Genomic DNA, 18011 nt, shown 5'->3' with positions numbered 1-18011 from the left:
TCCCGAACTTCGTCAAGGATGCTCATCGGTAGCGCCTCCGGTTCAGTTCGGCGAGCACGTTGTCGAGCGAAGCGGAGCCCTTCCACGGCTCCACGGCGACGCCGAGGTCCCGCAGCTCCATGACGGTGTTGTCGCGCGAGAGCCGCCACAGGCGCTCCGCGGCGGGCGTCCAATGCGTCCGCGCGGGCGGGGCGAGGTGCGGCGGCAGCGTGTCGACGCACAGCACCGGCCGGCCGGCGCGGGCGATCGCGGCGATGAGCGCGACCGAGCGGTCGGTCAGCAGCGGCGTGAACACGACGTTCAGGCTGCGCTGCCCGGCGAGTTGGCGCCGGAGCATCTCGGGCGACGGCGGGAGCGGATCGGGCGGCATGTCGACCGAGGCGAGCCAGCGGAGCGTCGCGGCGGCGTGCCGCCTGCCCGTCCCCGGGCGCATCCGGCGGCCGCGCGCGCCGAACTCGATGCACGAGACCCGGTCGCCTTGGAGGGCGTAGTGGGAGGCCACGGCGCCGGCCGCGCGCACGGTGAGGTCGGCGATCGACGCCGCGCCTTCGACGCCGCCGGAGACCCCTGCTTCGACCTGCAGGTCGAGGATCAAGGTCACGTCGGTGTCGCGTTCGGACAGGGTGGCGTTGACGTAGAGGTCCTGGCTGCGCATCGACGTGCGCCAGTCGATCCGCCGCAGCCGGTCCCCCGGCTGGTAGAGGCGCACCTCGGCGAGCTCGCCGGAGTCGCCGCCGCGCCGGGACCGGTGGACGCCGGTGACGCCGTCCGCGAACGGCAGCGACTCGGCCGACTCGAACCAGTCCGGGACCGGCAGGACCCACACGGTCGCGCCGTGCAGGCGCTGCACCGTGGTCTCCAGCAGCCCGCCGCAGGCGATCGAGCGGACGTGGACGGGTCCGAGGTGGTGGCCGCCCCAGCGCCGGGCGGTCCCGGCGACGACCATGTCCCGTCCCGTCTCGGGGCCGATGCGCTCGGCGAAGTCGCCTTTGCCGGTGTGCAGGGCGATCCACGGGTCGGCCGCGGCGGTGACGAACGCGGTGATCGGGACCGGCTCGGGATTGAAGACGACCAGGCTCGCGGACGCGGTCGCGCCTTCGGCGCTGGTGGCGTCGTCCATCGAGACGAGCCGCGCCTCGGGCGGGCGCGTGGGCCGATGCTGGAGCAGCAGCGCGGTGCCGATCGCGAAGGGCGCGGCGATGAGCACGAGGTCCACCCGGCCGAACACGACCGCGACGAGCAGGCACACCGCCACCAGTGCGACCGCCCGCGTCAGGGCCGTGGTGCGCCGCCACGTCACGGGCGGCTCGGCGACCGCCCGCTGCTGCGGACGCGGATTGTCGGTGCGCAGTTTGAGCGCGGGATCGCCGGCGAGTGTCATGGCCGCCGCGCCGAATCCCCGCTCGCGGCCGAGTACGTGGGGTCCTTGACCGTCTGGGGCGCCTCGACGCCGCGGCAGATGTCGGCGACGACGGCGGCCGGGTCGATGCGGCGCATCCACAGCTCCGGCTTGAGGGTGATGCGGTGGGCCAGGGCCGCGCCCGCGACGCCCTTCACGTCGTCGGGGGTCACGAAGTCGCGTCCTGAAAGGACGGCCAGCGCCCGCGAGGCGAGCAGCAGTGCGAGCGACCCGCGGGGTGACGCGCCGACCTGCACCTGCGCATGGCCGCGCGTGGCGCCGGTGATGGCGACCATGTAGCGGCCGACCGAGTCCTCGACGGTGACCTGCTCCAGCGCCCGCTGCATCCCCACCAGCGTGGCGGCGTCGATGACGGGCGCGAGGTCGACGGTCTCGGCCCGGCGGGAGAGGCGCCGCTGGAGGACCTCCCACTCCTCGTCCGGCGTCGGGTAGCCGAAGGAGACGCGCAGCAGGAACCGGTCGAGCTGCGCCTCGGGCAGCTGGTAGGTGCCCTCGAACTCGACCGGGTTGGACGTGGCGAGCACCGTGAACGGTTCGGGGAGCAGGTGCGTCTCCCCCTCGACCGAGACCTGGCGCTCCTGCATCGCCTCCAGCAGCGCCGACTGGGTCTTGGGCGGCGTCCGGTTGATCTCGTCGGCGAGCAGCAGGTTCGTGTGCACCGGCCCCTTGCGGTAGACGAACTCGCCGCTCTTCTGGTTGTAGAGCAGGGAACCGGTGACGTCCGCGGGCAGCAGGTCGGGGGTGAACTGGAGCCGCTGGAAGTCCAGCCCGAGGCTCTGCGCGAAGCACCGCGCCGTGAGCGTCTTCCCGAGGCCCGGAAGATCTTCGAGGAGGATGTGTCCGCCCGCGAGGATCCCGGCGAGCACCAGGCGCAGCGGCTCGTCCTTGCCGACGATGACCGACTGGACGGACTTCAGGACCGCGCTCGCGTGGTCGGCGACCTGGTCGAGACTGACGCTCGGTGCTGGGGACATTAGATCTCCTCGATGGCTTGCAGGTGTTCGTCGAGCTGCCAGGGGGTGGGGCAGTCCGGTACGGGCCCGGTCAGGAACTGGAAGGTGCGCTCGCCGAGGAGCGCGCGGCACTCGTCGGGCTGCCCGGTGAGCGAGAGGCCGCGGCGCAGCCGCAGCCGCTCGGCGGCGAGTTCGACGAGCTGCCGCTTGGCGTTCGTGCCCTCGAAGCGACCGGGCTTCGCCTCGGCGAAGATGAGCCGGTCCTCCCAGCGGTTCACTTCGGTGAAGGGCCGCCAGCTCGGTTCGTTGACGGTGCGGACGATGAGCTCGGGGGCCTTCTCGGTGTCGGCGCGCATCCCGTTGACGACCGAGTTGGCGAGCAGGGCGGCGAGGGCGAGGAGGACCAGCTGCCAGAGCGAGAAGTCGACGCCCGACAGCAGCCCGAGGACCCAGAAGAACCCGGCGGCGGCCACGGCGCCGACCGCGGGCCAGAGCCTGAGACGCCCGAACGGCGCGAGGAACTCCTTCATCGGCCCTCCCGGACGCCGAGCTGCGCCTGGAGCGCGACGAGCGCGTCGCGGGCCCGGTCCCGGTCGGCCTGGCCGACCTGGTGGGGCGAGTAGCGGGCCCGCAGGTAGGCCTCCGAGAGCCGGTTGAGCGCGGCCCCGTCGAGCTGATGGCGTTCGAGCAGTTTCCGCACCAGGTCGGAGGGGGTGTCGGAGGTTTCGCGTTCGATCCCGACCGCTTCCGAGGCCCGCTCGAAATGGACCCAGCAGGCCATGATGGCCGCGCGCGGGTCCGTGCCGAGGTCCATGTCGGCGAGGGCGGCGCTGACGGCGTCCTCGACGAGGGTGAAGTCGCGGTGCAGGTACTGCGGTTCGAGATCGGGGTCGCCGCTGTTCGGCGGGGCGTCGATGAGCCATTCCATGACCTTGCGCGCGACGAACAGCAGCACGAACGCCAGCGGGATGCCCACGAGGACGGCGAGGATCAGCCACGAGACCCAGGGAGGGAAGGAGAACCCGTCGCTCGCGGCCGGGACCTCCGGTGCGCTGGGCATCTCCTCCGAAGGCTGGAGTCCCGGTTGGATCGACTCGCCGCCGCCGGTCACCTCGGGCAGTTCGGCCTGCTGCCACTGGAGTCCCGTCCCCTGCGCCGCGAGGCCGACCACGAGCAGCGCGGCGACGACGACGAGAACGGGCAGCCAGCGCCGCGTCGGACGCGGCTGCGGACCGGGGTGCGCCATACGGAACCTCGAGAGGGGGATCGCTAGCCGGAGGGGTTACGAGCCCCACCTTATGTCAACGCCGCTGCAAACGCCTCCCAGCCTGAGTCCGTCGAACACGGAAAAGGGATTCGCAGTCCTCTCGGGCACTCGACCGTGCCGCTCGCACGTCTCGCCGATCCGCGCTTTCACCGGCAGCACCGTGGTGACATACGAACATGAGGCGAGGCCGGTCCTTCAGCGCCGGCCGCGTCCGTCTTCGAAGACCGCTGCAGCCTTCCGGCCGCTAGCTGAAACGGGAGACGAAGCGGCTCTGCCAGGGGGTCTCCACCGCCCGCTTGGCGTAGTGCTCGCGCACGTAGGCGACCGCTTCCCTGGCCGGCACGCCGTCGAGGACCGCGAGGCAGGCCAGGGCGGTGCCCGTGCGGCCGTGGCCGCCGTAGCAGGCGAACTCGACGCGCTCGGTCTCCGCGCGGTCCCAGGCCTCCCGGAGGGCCTCCCCGAAGGCGGGCTTGTCGTTCGGGAGACGGAAGTCCGGCCAGAGGATCCACCTGGACGCCCAAGGGACCTCCGGCGGCTCGTGCCCCAGCAGGTGGAGCGCGAAATCCGGGTCGGGGCCCTCGGGCAGCGGCCGGGCGAGCGCGCGCCCGCGCACGAGACGGCCGGACGGCAGACGCAGCACCCCGACGGCTTCCGGGTCCCAAGATTCCTTCATCCTCGGAACCTACTGTGCGACGCCCACACTGGTGCCCAGTGGGTGCTCGACAGCCCATGACCAGGGCGTGCTGTCCGCGAAACCCGGTTCCCCAGTGCCCGACGGATGACGCTCAGCAACACATCGCTACGGCTTCGCCCGCACTTCGTGCTCTTCGGGAATCGCGCGCAGACTCCGGAACGGCGTCCGCAACAGCGGGAGGAACCCGAGGCACAACATGGCGGCGGCGATCAAGAGCACGGCCCGGGCGCTGAGGAGATCGCCCGTGAAACCGCCGAGGATCGAGCCGACCGCCATCGCCGCCCAGCAGATCACCCGCTGCGTCGCCCCCACTCGGCCCTGCATGTCGTCCGGGGTGACCGCCTGGCGGTAGCTGATGACGTTCACGTTGAACACGACGACCGCGGACACGAACACCACCTGCCCGGCGAACGCCACCGCAGCGCCCCAACCGGGACCGGAAGCGGCGACGATCGCCATGCCGGGACCGGACACCGCCAGCGCCGCGATCGCCGTCGGGCCGACGCCCGCCCGCTTCGAGAGACGGCCGACCAGCATCGCGCCCAGGACGCCTCCGGCGCCGGAGCCGGCGAGGATGAAGCCGGCGACCTCGCTCGACTGGCCGGCCTCCCGGATGAGGAACACCATGAGCATGGCCTGGAAGGCGCCGACCGACAGGTTGCACCAGGCGCTCGCGATCGCGATGTTCCGCAGGATCATGTCGTGGAAGATGAACTTGACGCCCTGAACGATCTCGGTCCAGACGTGCGGCTTCTCGGCCCGTTCGGGTTCCTCTTCGCGGTACTGGATCCGGGTGACCGAGAAGGCCGACACGGCGAACGACACCACCGCCACGACGATCGCGACCGGCGCGGTCAGCAGCGACACCAGCGGCCCGGCGGCCAGGGGCCCGCCCGTGTCGGAGGCCGACCTGATCCCGTGGATCCGCGAATTCCCTCGGGTGAGGCTGTTGTTGTCGATCAGCCGGGGCACGAAGCTGACCTGCGCGACATCGAAGAACACCGAGGCCACGCCGAGCAGGAACATCGCCGCGTACACATGCCAGACGGTCAGCGCGTCGAGCGCCCAGGCGACGGGGACGCTCAGCATCACGGCCGCCCTGAAGATCTCGCTGACGATGATGATCGGCTTGTCCCGCAACCGGTCGACCCAGACGCCGACCAGCAGGCCGAAGAGCACCAGCGCGATCTGGTCCATCGCGTACAGGACCCCGATCTGGGATTCGCTGAGGTCCAGCACGACCACGGCGATGATCGAGATCGAGAAGTACGCGATCTGGAGGCCGATTTGGCTCGCTCCGACGGAGGTGAAGAGCTTCAGGTGATCGGGGTTGCGGAACATCGACTCGGGTCGGCGACCGGACTCGGGTTCGGTGTCGCGGTCGGGCTCGGGAGCGGTCATCGGGGTGGGCCTTCTCAGGAAGTCGGGGGCGGGTCAGGCGCCGAACGCGACGAAGGGATGCCAGGGGCGGTGCTCACCGACGGCGGCGAGGGCTTCGGCGGGAGTCGCGCCCGCGGCGCAGCGGCGGTGGTACTCGATCATCATCTCGGCGGCCATGTCGTCGGGTACGCGGCCGAGGCTGGAGACCACAGTGGAGGTACCGGCGTGCAGGAGCGCCGCGGTGAAGCCGAGGGTCTCGTTCCCGACTGCCACGGTCGACCGGCCGAGGTCGCACGAGGAGAGCACCACATGCCCGGGCGGCTGGTCCAGACCGAGGAGCTCGTACGCGTTGAGCGGACCGAGACCGAAGTCCAGGCGCGAGAACAGGACGTTGTCGGGCTCGTGGTGGCCGTGCGCCGCAATGTGGGCGACCGAGGCACCGTCGAGCGCTCGTAGGATGAGTTCGGGATCGGACTTATCTGCGGTGATGAGATTCGCCCCCGGGTAGAGACCCGCGATCGTCTCGATCTCCCCGCCCGCTCGGGAGAGCGCAGGGCCGGCCGCCACGAGGGCGGGGCCGGTGGCAGCACTCCGATGGACCGCCCGCCACCATGCCTCGGCCGAAGGCGAGACCGTGACCGGCCGCCCGCGGAGCTGCGGCAGCAGCGGCCAGGGCACCCAGGCGAGTCGGCTGTGCGGCACGATGACCACCTGGCGGTCGCCAACGTAGGCGGCGATGGGCTCCCAGATGCCTTCGGCGAGCGCGGAGGCGTTGCGGCGGAGCGAGCCTTCGACGCTCGCCTGGAGGCGGGGCGGAAGTCGAAACGGCTTCCCGAGGGCATCCAAGTCAGCTCCCATGCGGCGTTCAAGTTCCACGGCCGCTTCGAGCTGCATCAGCCGGACATGCTGAATGCCGTCGCCCCCCGCGAGAATCGCACGCACATCGCCGCCGACCTCGTAAAGGCTGACCACAACGGTGTCACGGGCTTTCGCCAGGTCATGGATGGCATCGGGGGCGATGCGCTCGGCCTGCTCTCCAGGTCCGGGCTTGGTCCGGTCGTAGGCGCGGATCTCTTCTTCGAGTTGGCGGACCCGCTCAAGTTCTTCGCTCCCTTCCGAACCTTGTACTTGGAGGTCCCAGAGTCGTTGACGTGCTTGACGAAGCCGGCCGAGCGCTTCTCGCGCATCAGGTTCGGTCGCCGATTTGACCGGGGGGATGCGAAGGCCCTGGGCGCGGGACCGCTCGCTCCACCAGAGCATCTCCGCAGGTGATCCATGATTGGTGGTGTGGATCAAACCTTTGCCGGACAACTGCACGCCGAGGGCGGAGACTCCCGCCTGGAATTCCACCGAACCGAACGCCATTCGGTACTCGTCCAGCTGATCGAGGCCTGCTTTCAGTTCGGGAATCGGATCCAACCCGCGAGCGCTGGCGAGCTCCGCCTTGGCAAGGTGCCTGGCCAAACCCTCGGCCAGCGCCTCGTAGCCCGGGCCGCTCTCCTCATCCGCCAAGGCGACTTCCACGCCTTCGAGGTCACGCGCCCTGATGCGGGCCCGAGCAGCCAAAATACGGGCCTGCTTGAGCCGGAGGGTCCATCCGCGCTGTTCGAGGGCGTCGCAAAGGCGGGACACCTTGTCGGCGAAGTCGGGGCCTTCAGTCTCCGAGTCGAATTCTCCCTGAAGAATCAGGAGTCTCGCCAAGAAGGCCATCGGCTCATTGCCTTGCGCATAGAGAGAATTCATCGCTCGCTTCGCCCAATCGGTGGCGAGCTTCAGTTGATTGTCTTCGAAAGCGGTGACCGCGCGCCAATACTCGTAAATCGCCGCTGTGCGATGGTCGCCCGCCAGACGCAAGGCAGCTATGGCTTCAGCCCAGTGCTCGGCCGATTGCCGATACATACCCACATAGAGAAGCGCATCGGCGTTGGAACCGTGGACGAACGCTTCCAGTTCAGGAGCGTGCTCTCGGTATTGGGCCCGAACCTCCTCGAATTCTGCGAGCGCCTTGGCGACCTCGCCCAAATCGAGCAGCAAGAGCGCTTCCACATGCTGCGCCTTCACTTGGTTGAGACGACGGCCGAGCTTCGCGAAGAGTTCGCGAGCCCTCGTCGCGTTCTCCAGTCCCTTGCCGAGTATTCCCAGGTCTCTCAACGCGTTCGCACGGTTCAAGAACAGCCCTGCATAGGTCCAGTCGGGACCGTGCTTTCTGAGTATCGGTTCGGCGAGATCGAACCAGGCAAGCGCGTCTACCGGCCGCCCGTTCTGGTGAAGGATCATCGCCCGTTGATGCATCAGCAGTCCGCGATCCCGCTCATCCACGAAGCGGTCCACCTGGTCGAGCAAGGCCAATCCTGCGGGAGCATCACCCGAGTAAGTCCATGTCAAAGCACGGGAGATGAGAATTCGGGCAGTGAGTCTCGCCCGTGCAGTACCAGCTTCCGGAGGCGCCGACGGATTCCACGCCAGCAGCTTCAGCGCCTCATCGAACACCTCGGCGGCCTCGGAGATGCGCCACCTACCCTGAAGTCGGTGCCCACGTGAGAACAAGCGCCAGGCACTGTGAAGCATTCTTCACATGCTACAACCGCACCGCAGGCGTCACGACGACCGCCGGTAGCCCTTCCCGCTGCAGCGTCTCATCCGGCCGGATCACCAGTTGGAACATCTGACCGTCGGGCAGACCTTCGAGAACGAACCGACCGGTCTCATCGGTCGAAGCCCTTCTCGAACCCTCCGGACTTCTGAGTTCAACTTCGTAAGTGCCCTCAGGACCTATCCATCCGTCAAGGCGCAGCTCTCGCAGCGCCGAAGGGCGAGGCGTGACCATAACCGTGACCGTTTCGCAGTCGAACGTGATCGACGCTGGATCACCCTGGCCTACAATGAGATCAGCGTCCCCACGTGTGAGAACCAGTTCACTGGAGCGCGAAACGCGCGCCACCCGTGCGTCGAGTTCGGCTTCGAGTTCGAGCGCAAATTGCACTCGCTCATTGAGGTCCTCCGGCATCGGGTCGTCTCGCCGATGCAGCTCGTTGATCACGGCGAGAATCCGCTCGTCGCAGGAGTCCAATGGCTCGAATTCACCCTGACTCTCGTATTCAGGTCGCATCTTCATCCCGCTCCTCACCTCCACCCCAGGACGGATCGTCCAGGAGCGTCTTCCTCAGTTTGTCCAAGCAACGGCCCCGTGTGGGTCCGATGCTCCCCCTTTTCATCCCGAGTGCCTCGGCGATGACGTCGTAATCGGGCCGGGCGACGGTCGCCACGAAGGCGAGCAGTCGCCGGCACCGTTCTGGTTGGGCGAGGAAGGCACGACGCACGGCCTCTCGCTCGGCAGCACGGACGAAGCCGTCCTCGATATCCTCGAGGGCCGCTTCCTCCTGGATGTCGATCGGATCGGCGACGAGCTCTCGTCGCATGTGCCCGATCTGCTTCCAGGCTTCTCGGCTGACGGTGGTGAGCAACCACTTGGTCAGCGCTCGAGGCTGTTCCAGCTCTTTCTCGATGTGCCACAGCCGAAGCCAGGCCGTCTGCACGACGTCCGAAGCACTCTCCCTGTCGAGTCCCGTACGGCGGGCCGCTCGCCAGAGGAGCTCATTGAGCTCGCCGACGAGGGTCTGCTGCGCAGTGCCGTCGCCGGCGCGCGCAGCCAGATAGAGCTGCGCGCGCCGGTCGTAATCCACGGCGGCCACCGAATGAGCCGAAGTCACGTTCATGACTTGAGGCTAGCGGTTCTTCAGTTGCTTCAACGCTTCGTGTGCACGCGCTGACGCTTGAATGGCGTCTTCCACCTCGGCCATGCCGGTATCCGCCATCGCGTTCACCAAGAACGCCGCAGCCAGAGGCGCGGCGAACGACGTGCCGCTCCAGACCGCGTATCCGGACGAGAAGTCGTCGGGATCGTGGCTCTCGCGGTGGCGGTCAAGGATCGTGGACTTGACACGGCGGTCAGGCATCCGCGACCCCTTGGCCTCGCACGGGTACGTGCTCACCAACCCGGCCCCGGTGGCGTAGCACGAGACCCATGAGCCCTCGTTCGAGAACATCGCGACATGGCGGTTCGGGTTCAGGGCTCCGACGCTCACGATCGGCGCCGCGTTCTCGAGCTGCGGGTGCGCCGCGAAGGCCGCCGGGTAGAACGGCCGGTCCGAGGACTGGTTTCCAGCAGCCGCCACCACGGGGATGCCGAGGGCGGAGAGGCGTTTGACCGCTTCCCCGATCCAGCCGCCGGGCTGGTCCTCGGGGTTCTCGTCCACGTACCCCATCGCCAGAACGACCACATCGATGCCGAACGCCTCTGCGTCACCGCGCCGGGCGGCCTCGACCTGGTCGGCCACGTGGTGGAGCGCGGCGATGACCTCGTGCTCGTAAGCGAGGCCGTCGTTGTGAACCACTCGCAGCGAGTAGACCTGAACGTCTGGCGACATCTGCCGGAGCAGGCCGGTCATGAAGGTGCCGTGGCCGAAGTGGCTGGCGACCTCGCCGATGAGAGTCGGTTCGTGGACCGGGCCCTCCCACGGGTCGTCGAGCGGAGCCGCGGGCGAATCGGAGTGCTCACCGAGCTTGACTTGGAACGCGTGGTCGACCACCACGAAGGTGTCCTCGCGCTCAGTGCGATCGGAAACGTCGAAGGCAGGGTGCTTCGTAGGAACGCCGGTGTCCAGGATGGCCACACGCAGTCGCCGGTCCAGTTGCCTGCGGCCGGGCATCGGGTTCACCATGTCGACCGGGATGCGACCGAGTGTGAAAGAACGTGTATCGCCGATCGGCGGCTCGCCGCTGCCGACACCCGGGCCGCCCTTCGAGCAGATCATGAGGTGCTCCAGGCGGACCTTGTCGAGCAGTTCGTCCGGCAGGATCGTCTCGTCGTTCGCGGTGCGCAGTCGCTGGAGCAGCGACCAGGCATCGACCGCGGATTGGTCGCCGTGATTGCTGAACACCGGGACCCGGTACGAGCCCTGGCCCGGAATGATCGCGCTCGCGGCCCGGCTTTCGAGCGACATGCCGGTCGGGCGGATCGCGCCTTCGAGCTTCTCGCGGGCTTCGGCGTCGTGGATGACCGACCCGTCCACGAGCAGGCGGTCGTAGCGGTAGATGGTGCCGACCGGGGCGGGGCGCCCGGGGGTGCGGACGACCTGTCCCGGGGCCAGCACTCGACCGCCGTGTCGGTCCAGAGTGGAGTAGGACAACTCAGGGACGCCGCTCATGTGGTCGCGGCGTGGATTGGGCTTCAAATGGGGTTCGTGATCGGCGAACACCAGTCGCATGGGAGCTCCTCTGCTTGACTCGGGGGGTATGCGGTTGTTCTGAGGAGGGGGATCCTTCGCGATCGATTCTCCCCTCCACGTGCCACACGTGGGGTCCCACGCGGGCTCCGGCAGGTCGGGAGGCACTCGAGCCCGGAATGCCGCGAACGCCACGGGCTGGGCGGGAATCACGTCATTCACCGGGGAAGAGACCCCCGAGTCCGGTGGGATACACGGGCGCGGCGGGATTTTGAGGTTGGCACATACCGACCATGGTGGAAAACCGAACGGCCGCGCCTCCGGGTCTCCCCGGCCGGCGCGGCCGTTCGTGCGGTCTTCGGCTCGCGGTGCCTCGGCTTATTTGCTCGCGGGCGCGTCTTCCGCCCGGTTCACCGGCTCCGCTTCCTCGTCGTCCTCGATGATCTCGACGATGGGCTCGTCCTCCCAGGACTCGAGGTCGAACTCGCCGTCGCGGACGCCTTCGACGAAGGCCTCCCACTCGGACGGGGTGTAGATGAGGATGTCGCCGTCGGGGTCCTCGGCCATGCGCAGGGCGACCAGGCCGTTGTCGGCGTAGCCGATCTCGAGCGCGGCCGGGGTCCCGTCCTCGTGGGTGGTGCGTTCCCAACGGGCGGTGGCAGTGTCGAACTCGCCCTTGAGCGGGTGCTCACGCTTCGTCATGGCCCAAGCATAAAAGGGCCCGAACCTCGCGGTTCGAGCCCCCTCGGCCACCGCGCGCAAGCGGTCGACCGGTCGGCCGCGGTGTCGCCCGCCGGCCGACCACCGCGAACACCCGCCGAGCCTCACCGCACCCGGCCGCAGCGAACGCCCTGGAGCGGTACGCGATCGGCCACCGCGAACGCACGGGTCGCCGTCCGCCGCGCTGGCGTCGCGTCCTCGGTCAGCCCTGGTGCGGGTACCGGTAGTCGGTCGGCGGGGCGAAGTTCTCCTTGATGGAGCGCGGGCTCACCCAGCGGACGAGGTTCTGCCAGGAACCCGCCTTGTCGTTCGTGCCCGAGCCGAGCGAGCCGCCGAACGGCTGCTGGCCGACCACCGCGCCGGTGGGCTTGTCGTTGATGTAGTAGTTGCCCGCCGCGAAGCGCACGGCCTCGCTCGTGCGGGCGATCGCGGCCCGGTCGGTCGCGAACAGCGCGCCGGTCAGCGCGTACGGCGCGATGTCGGCCGCCTGGCGGACCACCTCGTCGAAGTCGCCGTCGTCGTAGACGTAGACCGTGTTGATCGGCCCGAAGTACTCCTGGACGAACAGCTCATGGGTCGGGTCGGTCGCCTCGATCAGCGTGGGCTGCACGAAGTAGCCCTGCGAGTCGTCGGCGGTCCCGCCGGCCACCACCGTGGCCTTCGGGTCGTCCTTGAGGCGGTCGAACAGCGCGGTGTGCTTGGCGTACGCCCGCTCGTCGATGACCGCGCCGCCGAAGTGGTCGAAGTCGGTGACGTCGCCGTAGGTGATGTCCTCGGTCATCCCGACCACCGCGTCGCGGACGCCGTTCTTCCACAGGGACGCGGGCACGTACGTGCGCGACAGCGCCGAGCACTTCTGGCCCTGGTACTCGTACGCGCCGCGCACCATCGCCACCGCGAGCGAGTCGGGGTCGGCGCTGGGGTGGGCGATGATGAAGTCCTTGCCGCCGGTCTCGCCGACCAGCCGCGGGTACGAGCGGTAGCCCGCGATGTGCTCCCCCACCGTCTTCCACAGGTGCTGGAAGGTCTTGGTGGAGCCGGTGAAGTGGATGCCGCCCAGTTCGGGGTCCACCAGCGCGACCTTGCTGACGGCCTCGCCGTAGCCGGTCACCATGTTGATGACCCCCGGCGGCAGGCCGGCCTCCAGCAGCACCTTCATGATGAAGTGCGCCGCGAACTGCTGCGTCGGCGAGGGCTTCCACACCACGGTGTTGCCCATGATCGCCGGGGCGGTGGGGAGGTTCCCCGCGATGGCCGTGAAGTTGAACGGCGTGATCGCCAGGACGAACCCGTCGAGCGGCCGGTGGTCGGTGCGGTTCCAGATCCCCTTGGAGGAGTTCGGCTGCTGCCGGTAGATCCCCTCGGCGAAGCTGACGTTGAAACGCAGGAAGTCGATGAGCTCGCACGCCGAGTCGATCTCGGCCTGGGCGGCGGTCTTGGACTGGCCGAGCATGGTCGCGCCGTTGAGCACGTCGCGGTAGGGTCCGGCGATGAGTTCGGCGGCGCGCAGGAAGATCGCGGCGCGGTCGGCGAAGCTGGTGCGCATCCAGTCGGCGCGGGCGGCCTTGGCGGCGTTCACGGCGTCGGCGACCTCGGACTCGCCGGCCTCGCGGGTGACGCCGAGGACGTGGGCGCGGTTGTGCGGCTGGACGACCTTGATCTCGGCGCCCGTGCCGCGGCGCCACTTGCCGCCGATGTTCATGTCGAGGTCGTGCCGCGTGCCCGCGAGCTCGGCGAGCTTCTTCTGGAGGCTCTCCCGCTCAGGCGTGCCGGGCGCGTACGAATTGACCGGTTCGTTCTCCGGCGTGGGGACCGTAAACAAGGCGTCCATCGCGCCCTCCCATTGATTCGATGGTTGCTTCGATTAAGTAGCTTTGATAGCCAGGCTACAAGATCCGCTGCTCTGCCGCCATCCTCGCACAGTTCAGGCCTCGCGAACTGGTGCGACGGCAACAAAGAACGGCTCGGTGTGATGTAGCCGTTCCCAGCGCGGTCCGTACTCTGGGCTGGTGACTGAAACGCACGAAGCACCGGCGCAGGAGACCGACGCCCCGCTCGACGCGACGCCGCAACCGGGCCGCATCGCGCTCGCGGTGCTCGGCGTCGCCGCCGTCCTCTCCCTGGGCGGGGTCGTCTACTCCCTCTACCGCCTCACCGGCATGGCCGACGGGCTCGACGACACCGGCGTCGTGCTCCTGGCGAACAGCCTGTTCAGCCCCATCATCGTCGCCGCGTTCGCGGGCGCGGTCGCGGGCGTCCTCGCCGCGCGGGTCCTCCGAGGCCCGCAGAAGGCCCTCGCCGCGCTCGGCTTCACCGTCATCGGTCTCGCCGCCGCCGCGATCGCCTACGCGAGCTTCAGCGTCGACGCCGCGATCGCGCTCGTGCTGGCGCTCGTGCTGCTCGGCTCCGCGATCGTGGGCGGGCTCTTCTCGCTGCCGCGGCGCAGCGTCATCGTCGTCGCCGGGCTCAACGCCGCCCTGCTGCTCCTGGTCTTCATGTTCGCGCGCGGCCTGTTCGAGGCGGCCTCGTCGGTGAGCCTGTTCTCCGACCCGCTCGACCAGTACGGCGCCCTCGGCACCGCCCTCCCGTTCGTGGCCGGGCTCGCCTGCGGCCTGTGCGCGTTCCTGTACCTGCGCAGCAAGCAGTCGGGCGTGAAGCTCCTCGGGCACCTGCTCGCCGGGGCGATCCCCGGCGCGATCTGGCTCGTCGCCACGATCATCGCGCAGATCGGCGTCGGAGCGCTCCTCGGCGTCGGCCTGGACGAGCTCGCGCCGCTCGACTCGGCGTTCCTGGCCCTGAGCTTCCAGTGGCAGTACAACGGCTCGATGACCGCGATGTTCGCGGGCGCGTTCTGCGCCGTCCTCGCCTACGGGCTGCTGATGCCCAAGGCCGCCAAGAGGTCCTGAAGCTCCGAAGGGGCGTACCAGTCGAGGACGTTCGCCTCGATCGCCTCCGGGTCCGGGGTCTCCGCCTCGAGCTCGGCGGCGATCTCCCGGGCCGCCGCGGCGTCGTCCATGTGGATCGCCGCGACCTTCTTCAGCTTCACGCTGCCGTCGAAGTCCGCGCCCGTGCCCTCGCCGTGCTCGCTCACGCGCTCGTCGGGGACGTCGGCGGAGATCACCACGCGCCGCGGTTCCTGACCGGGCAGCAGCGCGACCGACGCCGCCGCGGCGTCGGCGAACGCCGTGTACTCCAGGTCCTCGACGTCGGCGCCCGGCGCTTCGCGGCGCAGCCAGGCCGTCACGGTGTGGGCGGCCGACACCGGCTTCACTTCGCCGGTGTCGGCCAGCGTCCGCAGCATCGCCGCGTTCGCGGGTACGTAGATGCGCGTCATGCCGCTAGTTCGCCGCCGCGCCGGGAGCGCCGTGGCAGCGCTTGTACTTCTTGCCCGAACCGCACGGGCACGGCTCGTTCGGGCCCACCTTCTCCGAGGTGCGCTGCTGCGGGTTCGCCTGCTTCGCCGGCGGCGCCGTCGCGGCCTTGCGCGGACCACTCGCCCGCGCCGACTTCGGGGCCACCTTCGCGGCGCCCTTCGAACCCGCGCCCGGCGTGCGCTTGACGGCGCGCTTCTGGCCGGGGACCGGCTTCGGCGGGCGCTTGAACACCGAGCCGTCCTCGGTCGTCAGCTCCTGCTTGACGCCGCCCTCGCCGTCGACCGACGGTGCCGACTGCAGCAGCATCTCCGGCTTGCGCAGCGGCTCCAGGCCGCGGATCTCCGCCTCCGGCTCCCCCGACGCGCCCTCGGTCTTCTGCCGCAGCTCGGCGTTCATGAGGAACCGGACCGACTCCTCCTTGATGCCGTCGAGCATCGTCTGGAACATGTCGAAGGCCTCGCGCTGGTACTCGATCACCGGGTCGCGCTGCGCGTACGCCCGCAGGCTGATGCCCTGCTTGAGGTAGTCCACCTCGTACAGGTGCTCGCGCCACTTCCGGTCGATCGTCTGCAGCAGCACGCGCCGCTCCAGCTTGCGGAGGATCTCCTCGCCGAACTCCTTCTCGCGCTCGGCGTAGACCGCGTGCGCGTCCTCCTTCACCGCGTTCAGGAGCGTCTCGGCGTCGAGCTCCTCGATGCCGCCGGCCTCCTCGACGAGCTCCTTGTGGTCGATCTGGATCGGGTAGAGCTGCTTGAACGCGCTCCACAGCTCGTCCAGGTCCCAGTCGTCGGCGTAGCGGTCGGCCGTCGCGCCCGCGACGTAGGCCTCGAGCGTGTCGTCGATGAAGTGCCCGATCTGCTCGGAGACGTCCTCGCCGCCCAGCACCTTGCGCCGCTCGTCGTAGATGACCGTGCGCTGGCGGTTCATGACCTCGTCGTACTTGAGGACGTTCTTGCGGATCTCCGCGTTGTGGCCCTCGATCTGCGACTGCGCCGACTCGATCTGGCGGGTCACGAGCTTCGAGACGATCGGGACGTCGTCGGGCACCCGCAGCCGGTTCATCATGGCGCGCACCGCGTCCGCGTTGAACCGCTTCATCAGGTCGTCCGAGAGCGACAGGTAGAACCGCGACTCGCCCGGGTCGCCCTGGCGGCCGGCGCGACCGCGCAGCTGGTTGTCGATGCGGCGCGACTCGTGCCGCTCGGTGCCGAGCACGTACAGGCCGCCCGCGTCCTTGACCTCCTCGGCCTCGGCCTTGCAGGTCTCCTCGAACTTCGTGAGGGCCTCTTCCCAGGCGGCCGCGTAGGTCTCCTCGTCGGCCTCGTCGACCCCGCGGGCCCGCAGGTCGGCGGCGGCCAGGTACTCGGGGTTGCCGCCGAGCATGATGTCGGTGCCTCGGCCGGCCATGTTGGTGGCCACGGTGACCGCGCCGCGCTTGCCCGCCTGGGCGATGATGTCGGCCTCGCGCGCGTGGTTCTTCGCGTTGAGCACGTTGTGCGGGATGCCGCGCTTCTTCAGCAGGCGCGAGAGCATCTCCGACTTCTCGACCGAGACGGTGCCGACGAGGACCGGCTGGCCGATCTCGTGGCGCTCGGCGATGTCGTCCACGACCGCCTGGAACTTCGCTTCCTCGGTCTTGTAGATGACGTCCGACTGGTCCTTGCGGACCATCGGCCGGTTCGTCGGGATCGGGATCACGCCCATGCCGTAGACGCGGTGGAACTCGGCGGCCTCGGTCTGGGCCGTACCGGTGATGCCCGCGATCTTGTCGTACATGCGGAAGTAGTTCTGCAGGGTGGTCGTCGCGAAGGTCTGGTTCTCCTGCTTGATGTCCACCTTTTCCTTCGCCTCGATGGCCTGGTGGATGCCCTCGTTGAAGCGTCGGCCCGGCAGCACGCGGCCGGTGAACTCGTCGACGATGAGGACTTCCTTGTCCTCGGAGACGATGTACTCGCGGTTCTTCTCGAACAGCTCCTGCGCCTTGATCGCGTTGTTGAGGTAGCCGACCAGCGGCGTGTTCACCGAGTCGTAGAGGTTCTCGATGCCCAGACGGTCCTCGACGCGGGCGACGCCGGCCTCGGTGATCGCGATGGTGCGCTTGCCCTCGTCGACCTCGTAGTGCTCGTCGCGCTTCATCGAGCGCACGATGTCCGCGAACTCCTTGTACCAGCGCGGGGTGTGGTCGGCCGGGCCGGAGATGATGATCGGCGTCCGGGCCTCGTCCACCAGGATCGAGTCGACCTCGTCGACGAGCGCGAAGTGGTGGCCGCGCTGCACCAGGTTGTCGGCCGAACTGGTCATGTTGTCGCGCAGGTAGTCGAACGCGAGCTCGTTGTTCGTGGAGTACGTGACGTCGCAGGCGTAGGCCTCGCGGTGCTTCTCCGAGCCCTCGCCCGGGAGCACGACGCCGACGGTGAGGCCGAGGAAGCGGTGGATCTCGCCCATCCACTCCGCGTCGCGTCGCACCAGGTAGTCGTTGACGGTGACCTGGTGGACGCCTTTGCCGGTGAGCCCGTTCAGGTACACCGGGAGCGTGGAGACCAGGGTCTTGCCCTCACCGGTCTTCATCTCGGCGATGTTGCCCTGGTGCAGGGCGGCGCCGCCCATGAGCTGCACGTGATAGTGCCGCATCCCGCGGACCCGGTCCGCAGCCTCGCGCACCGTGGCGAATGCCTCCGGCAGCAGGTCGTCGGTGGTCTCGCCGTCCTTCAGGCGCTCCCGGAACTCGTCGGTGAGCGCGCGGAGCTCCGCGTCGGTCAGCGTCTTGAACTCGTCTTCCAGGGAGTCGATCGCGTCGGCGATCGCGTTGAGCCGCTTGAGTGCACGGCCCTCGCCGGCTCGCAGTACCTTCTCGAACAACGACACGGAAGATCAGCTCCCACAGCAACGTCTCGGCCTGATAATCAGGGTGGATTTCCCGGTCAATAGTACGCGTAGTCGGCAGCTGGCCCCGAGCGCCGCCGGTGGGGCACAATCGT

15 protein-coding genes are annotated in these 18011 nt (G+C 68.9%); 1 reads left to right on the top strand and 14 read right to left on the bottom strand.

Annotated features, from left to right (window positions below; genetic code table 11):
* Window positions 1-22 precede the first annotated feature (22 nt).
* From K3N28_RS07155 to pruA, 12 genes are all read right to left on the bottom strand, one after another.
* The gene (locus K3N28_RS07155; protein ID WP_228091799.1) at window positions 23-1381 is read right to left on the bottom strand and encodes a DUF58 domain-containing protein; all 1359 of its coding nucleotides are present in this window, start codon (window positions 1379-1381) and stop codon (window positions 23-25) included.
* A complete protein-coding gene (locus K3N28_RS07150) occupies window positions 1378-2394 on the bottom strand; it encodes a MoxR family ATPase (protein ID WP_228091798.1) in 1017 nt (338 codons plus the stop codon). The genes K3N28_RS07155 and K3N28_RS07150 overlap by 4 nt, the downstream gene beginning before the upstream one ends.
* Entirely contained in the window at window positions 2394-2903 is a 510-nt protein-coding gene (locus K3N28_RS07145) for a hypothetical protein (protein ID WP_228091797.1), read from the bottom strand. The genes K3N28_RS07150 and K3N28_RS07145 overlap by 1 nt, the downstream gene beginning before the upstream one ends.
* Window positions 2900-3619 carry a DUF4129 domain-containing protein gene (locus K3N28_RS07140; protein WP_228091796.1) on the bottom strand — a complete coding sequence of 240 codons (720 nt, stop codon included), beginning with the start codon at window positions 3617-3619 and terminating at the stop codon, window positions 2900-2902. Before K3N28_RS07140 ends, K3N28_RS07145 begins: the two co-directional genes overlap by 4 nt.
* A 265-nt stretch (window positions 3620-3884) precedes the next feature.
* Window positions 3885-4313 carry a protein phosphatase gene (locus tag K3N28_RS07135; protein WP_228091795.1) on the bottom strand — a complete coding sequence of 143 codons (429 nt, stop codon included), beginning with the start codon at window positions 4311-4313 and terminating at the stop codon, window positions 3885-3887.
* A 126-nt stretch (window positions 4314-4439) separates the two neighbouring features.
* The gene (locus K3N28_RS07130) at window positions 4440-5735 is read right to left on the bottom strand and encodes an MFS transporter (RefSeq protein WP_228091794.1); all 1296 of its coding nucleotides are present in this window, start codon (window positions 5733-5735) and stop codon (window positions 4440-4442) included.
* Between the two features lie 33 nt (window positions 5736-5768).
* Window positions 5769-8057 (bottom strand): CHAT domain-containing protein, encoded by a 2289-nt coding sequence (locus tag K3N28_RS07125; RefSeq protein WP_228091793.1) that lies wholly within the window; start codon window positions 8055-8057, stop codon window positions 5769-5771.
* A gap of 235 nt (window positions 8058-8292) precedes the next feature.
* A complete protein-coding gene (locus tag K3N28_RS07120; protein ID WP_228091792.1) occupies window positions 8293-8829 on the bottom strand; it encodes a hypothetical protein in 537 nt (178 codons plus the stop codon).
* Window positions 8813-9430 carry an RNA polymerase sigma factor gene (locus K3N28_RS07115; protein ID WP_228091791.1) on the bottom strand — a complete coding sequence of 206 codons (618 nt, stop codon included), beginning with the start codon at window positions 9428-9430 and terminating at the stop codon, window positions 8813-8815. The genes K3N28_RS07120 and K3N28_RS07115 overlap by 17 nt, the downstream gene beginning before the upstream one ends.
* 9 nt (window positions 9431-9439) lie before the next feature.
* A complete protein-coding gene (locus tag K3N28_RS07110) occupies window positions 9440-10981 on the bottom strand; it encodes a S8/S53 family peptidase (protein WP_228091790.1) in 1542 nt (513 codons plus the stop codon).
* A 336-nt stretch (window positions 10982-11317) separates the two neighbouring features.
* Entirely contained in the window at window positions 11318-11641 is a 324-nt protein-coding gene (locus K3N28_RS07105; protein ID WP_228091789.1) for a DUF397 domain-containing protein, read from the bottom strand.
* Between the two features lie 220 nt (window positions 11642-11861).
* Entirely contained in the window at window positions 11862-13490 is a 1629-nt protein-coding gene (pruA, locus tag K3N28_RS07100) for an L-glutamate gamma-semialdehyde dehydrogenase (RefSeq protein ID WP_228091788.1), read from the bottom strand.
* Window positions 13491-13668: 178 nt separating this feature from the next.
* Here pruA and K3N28_RS07095 point away from each other — a divergent pair, with 178 nt between their 5' ends.
* Complete coding sequence (locus K3N28_RS07095) at window positions 13669-14565, top strand: hypothetical protein (protein WP_228091787.1); 897 nt, start codon at window positions 13669-13671, stop codon at window positions 14563-14565.
* On the opposite strand, the gene K3N28_RS07090 is transcribed toward K3N28_RS07095, so the two are convergent.
* Window positions 14526-14993, bottom strand: coding sequence for a hypothetical protein (locus K3N28_RS07090; RefSeq protein WP_228091786.1), 468 nt, complete (start codon window positions 14991-14993; stop codon window positions 14526-14528). The two genes, K3N28_RS07095 and K3N28_RS07090, sit on opposite strands and share 40 nt — an antisense overlap.
* A 4-nt stretch (window positions 14994-14997) precedes the next feature.
* Window positions 14998-17898, bottom strand: coding sequence for a preprotein translocase subunit SecA (gene secA, locus K3N28_RS07085; RefSeq protein WP_228091785.1), 2901 nt, complete (start codon window positions 17896-17898; stop codon window positions 14998-15000).
* Window positions 17899-18011 lie beyond the last annotated feature (113 nt).

Origin of the sequence: Glycomyces sp. TRM65418 (genome assembly GCF_019710475.1) — a bacterium.
Lineage (GTDB): Bacteria > Actinomycetota > Actinomycetes > Mycobacteriales > Micromonosporaceae > Glycomyces.
Note: the sequence above shows the minus strand (reverse complement) of the source record. Positions and strands in the feature narration are given on the sequence as shown.

Excerpts from the sequence above, each read along its gene's own strand:
- K3N28_RS07115 (WP_228091791.1), bottom strand. The coding sequence starts at position 9,430 with ATGAACGTGACTTCGGCTCATTCGGTGGCCGCCGTGGATTACGACCGG.
- K3N28_RS07130 (WP_228091794.1), bottom strand. The coding sequence starts at position 5,735 with ATGACCGCTCCCGAGCCCGACCGCGACACCGAACCCGAGTCCGGTCGC.
- K3N28_RS07105 (WP_228091789.1), bottom strand. The coding sequence starts at position 11,641 with ATGACGAAGCGTGAGCACCCGCTCAAGGGCGAGTTCGACACTGCCACC.
- K3N28_RS07150 (WP_228091798.1), bottom strand. The coding sequence starts at position 2,394 with ATGTCCCCAGCACCGAGCGTCAGTCTCGACCAGGTCGCCGACCACGCG.
- K3N28_RS07155 (WP_228091799.1), bottom strand. The coding sequence starts at position 1,381 with ATGACACTCGCCGGCGATCCCGCGCTCAAACTGCGCACCGACAATCCG.
- K3N28_RS07135 (WP_228091795.1), bottom strand. The coding sequence starts at position 4,313 with ATGAAGGAATCTTGGGACCCGGAAGCCGTCGGGGTGCTGCGTCTGCCG.
- K3N28_RS07140 (WP_228091796.1), bottom strand. The coding sequence starts at position 3,619 with ATGGCGCACCCCGGTCCGCAGCCGCGTCCGACGCGGCGCTGGCTGCCC.
- K3N28_RS07110 (WP_228091790.1), bottom strand. The coding sequence starts at position 10,981 with ATGCGACTGGTGTTCGCCGATCACGAACCCCATTTGAAGCCCAATCCA.
- pruA (WP_228091788.1), bottom strand. The coding sequence starts at position 13,490 with ATGGACGCCTTGTTTACGGTCCCCACGCCGGAGAACGAACCGGTCAAT.
- K3N28_RS07145 (WP_228091797.1), bottom strand. The coding sequence starts at position 2,903 with ATGAAGGAGTTCCTCGCGCCGTTCGGGCGTCTCAGGCTCTGGCCCGCG.
- K3N28_RS07120 (WP_228091792.1), bottom strand. The coding sequence starts at position 8,829 with ATGAAGATGCGACCTGAATACGAGAGTCAGGGTGAATTCGAGCCATTG.
- K3N28_RS07090 (WP_228091786.1), bottom strand. The coding sequence starts at position 14,993 with ATGACGCGCATCTACGTACCCGCGAACGCGGCGATGCTGCGGACGCTG.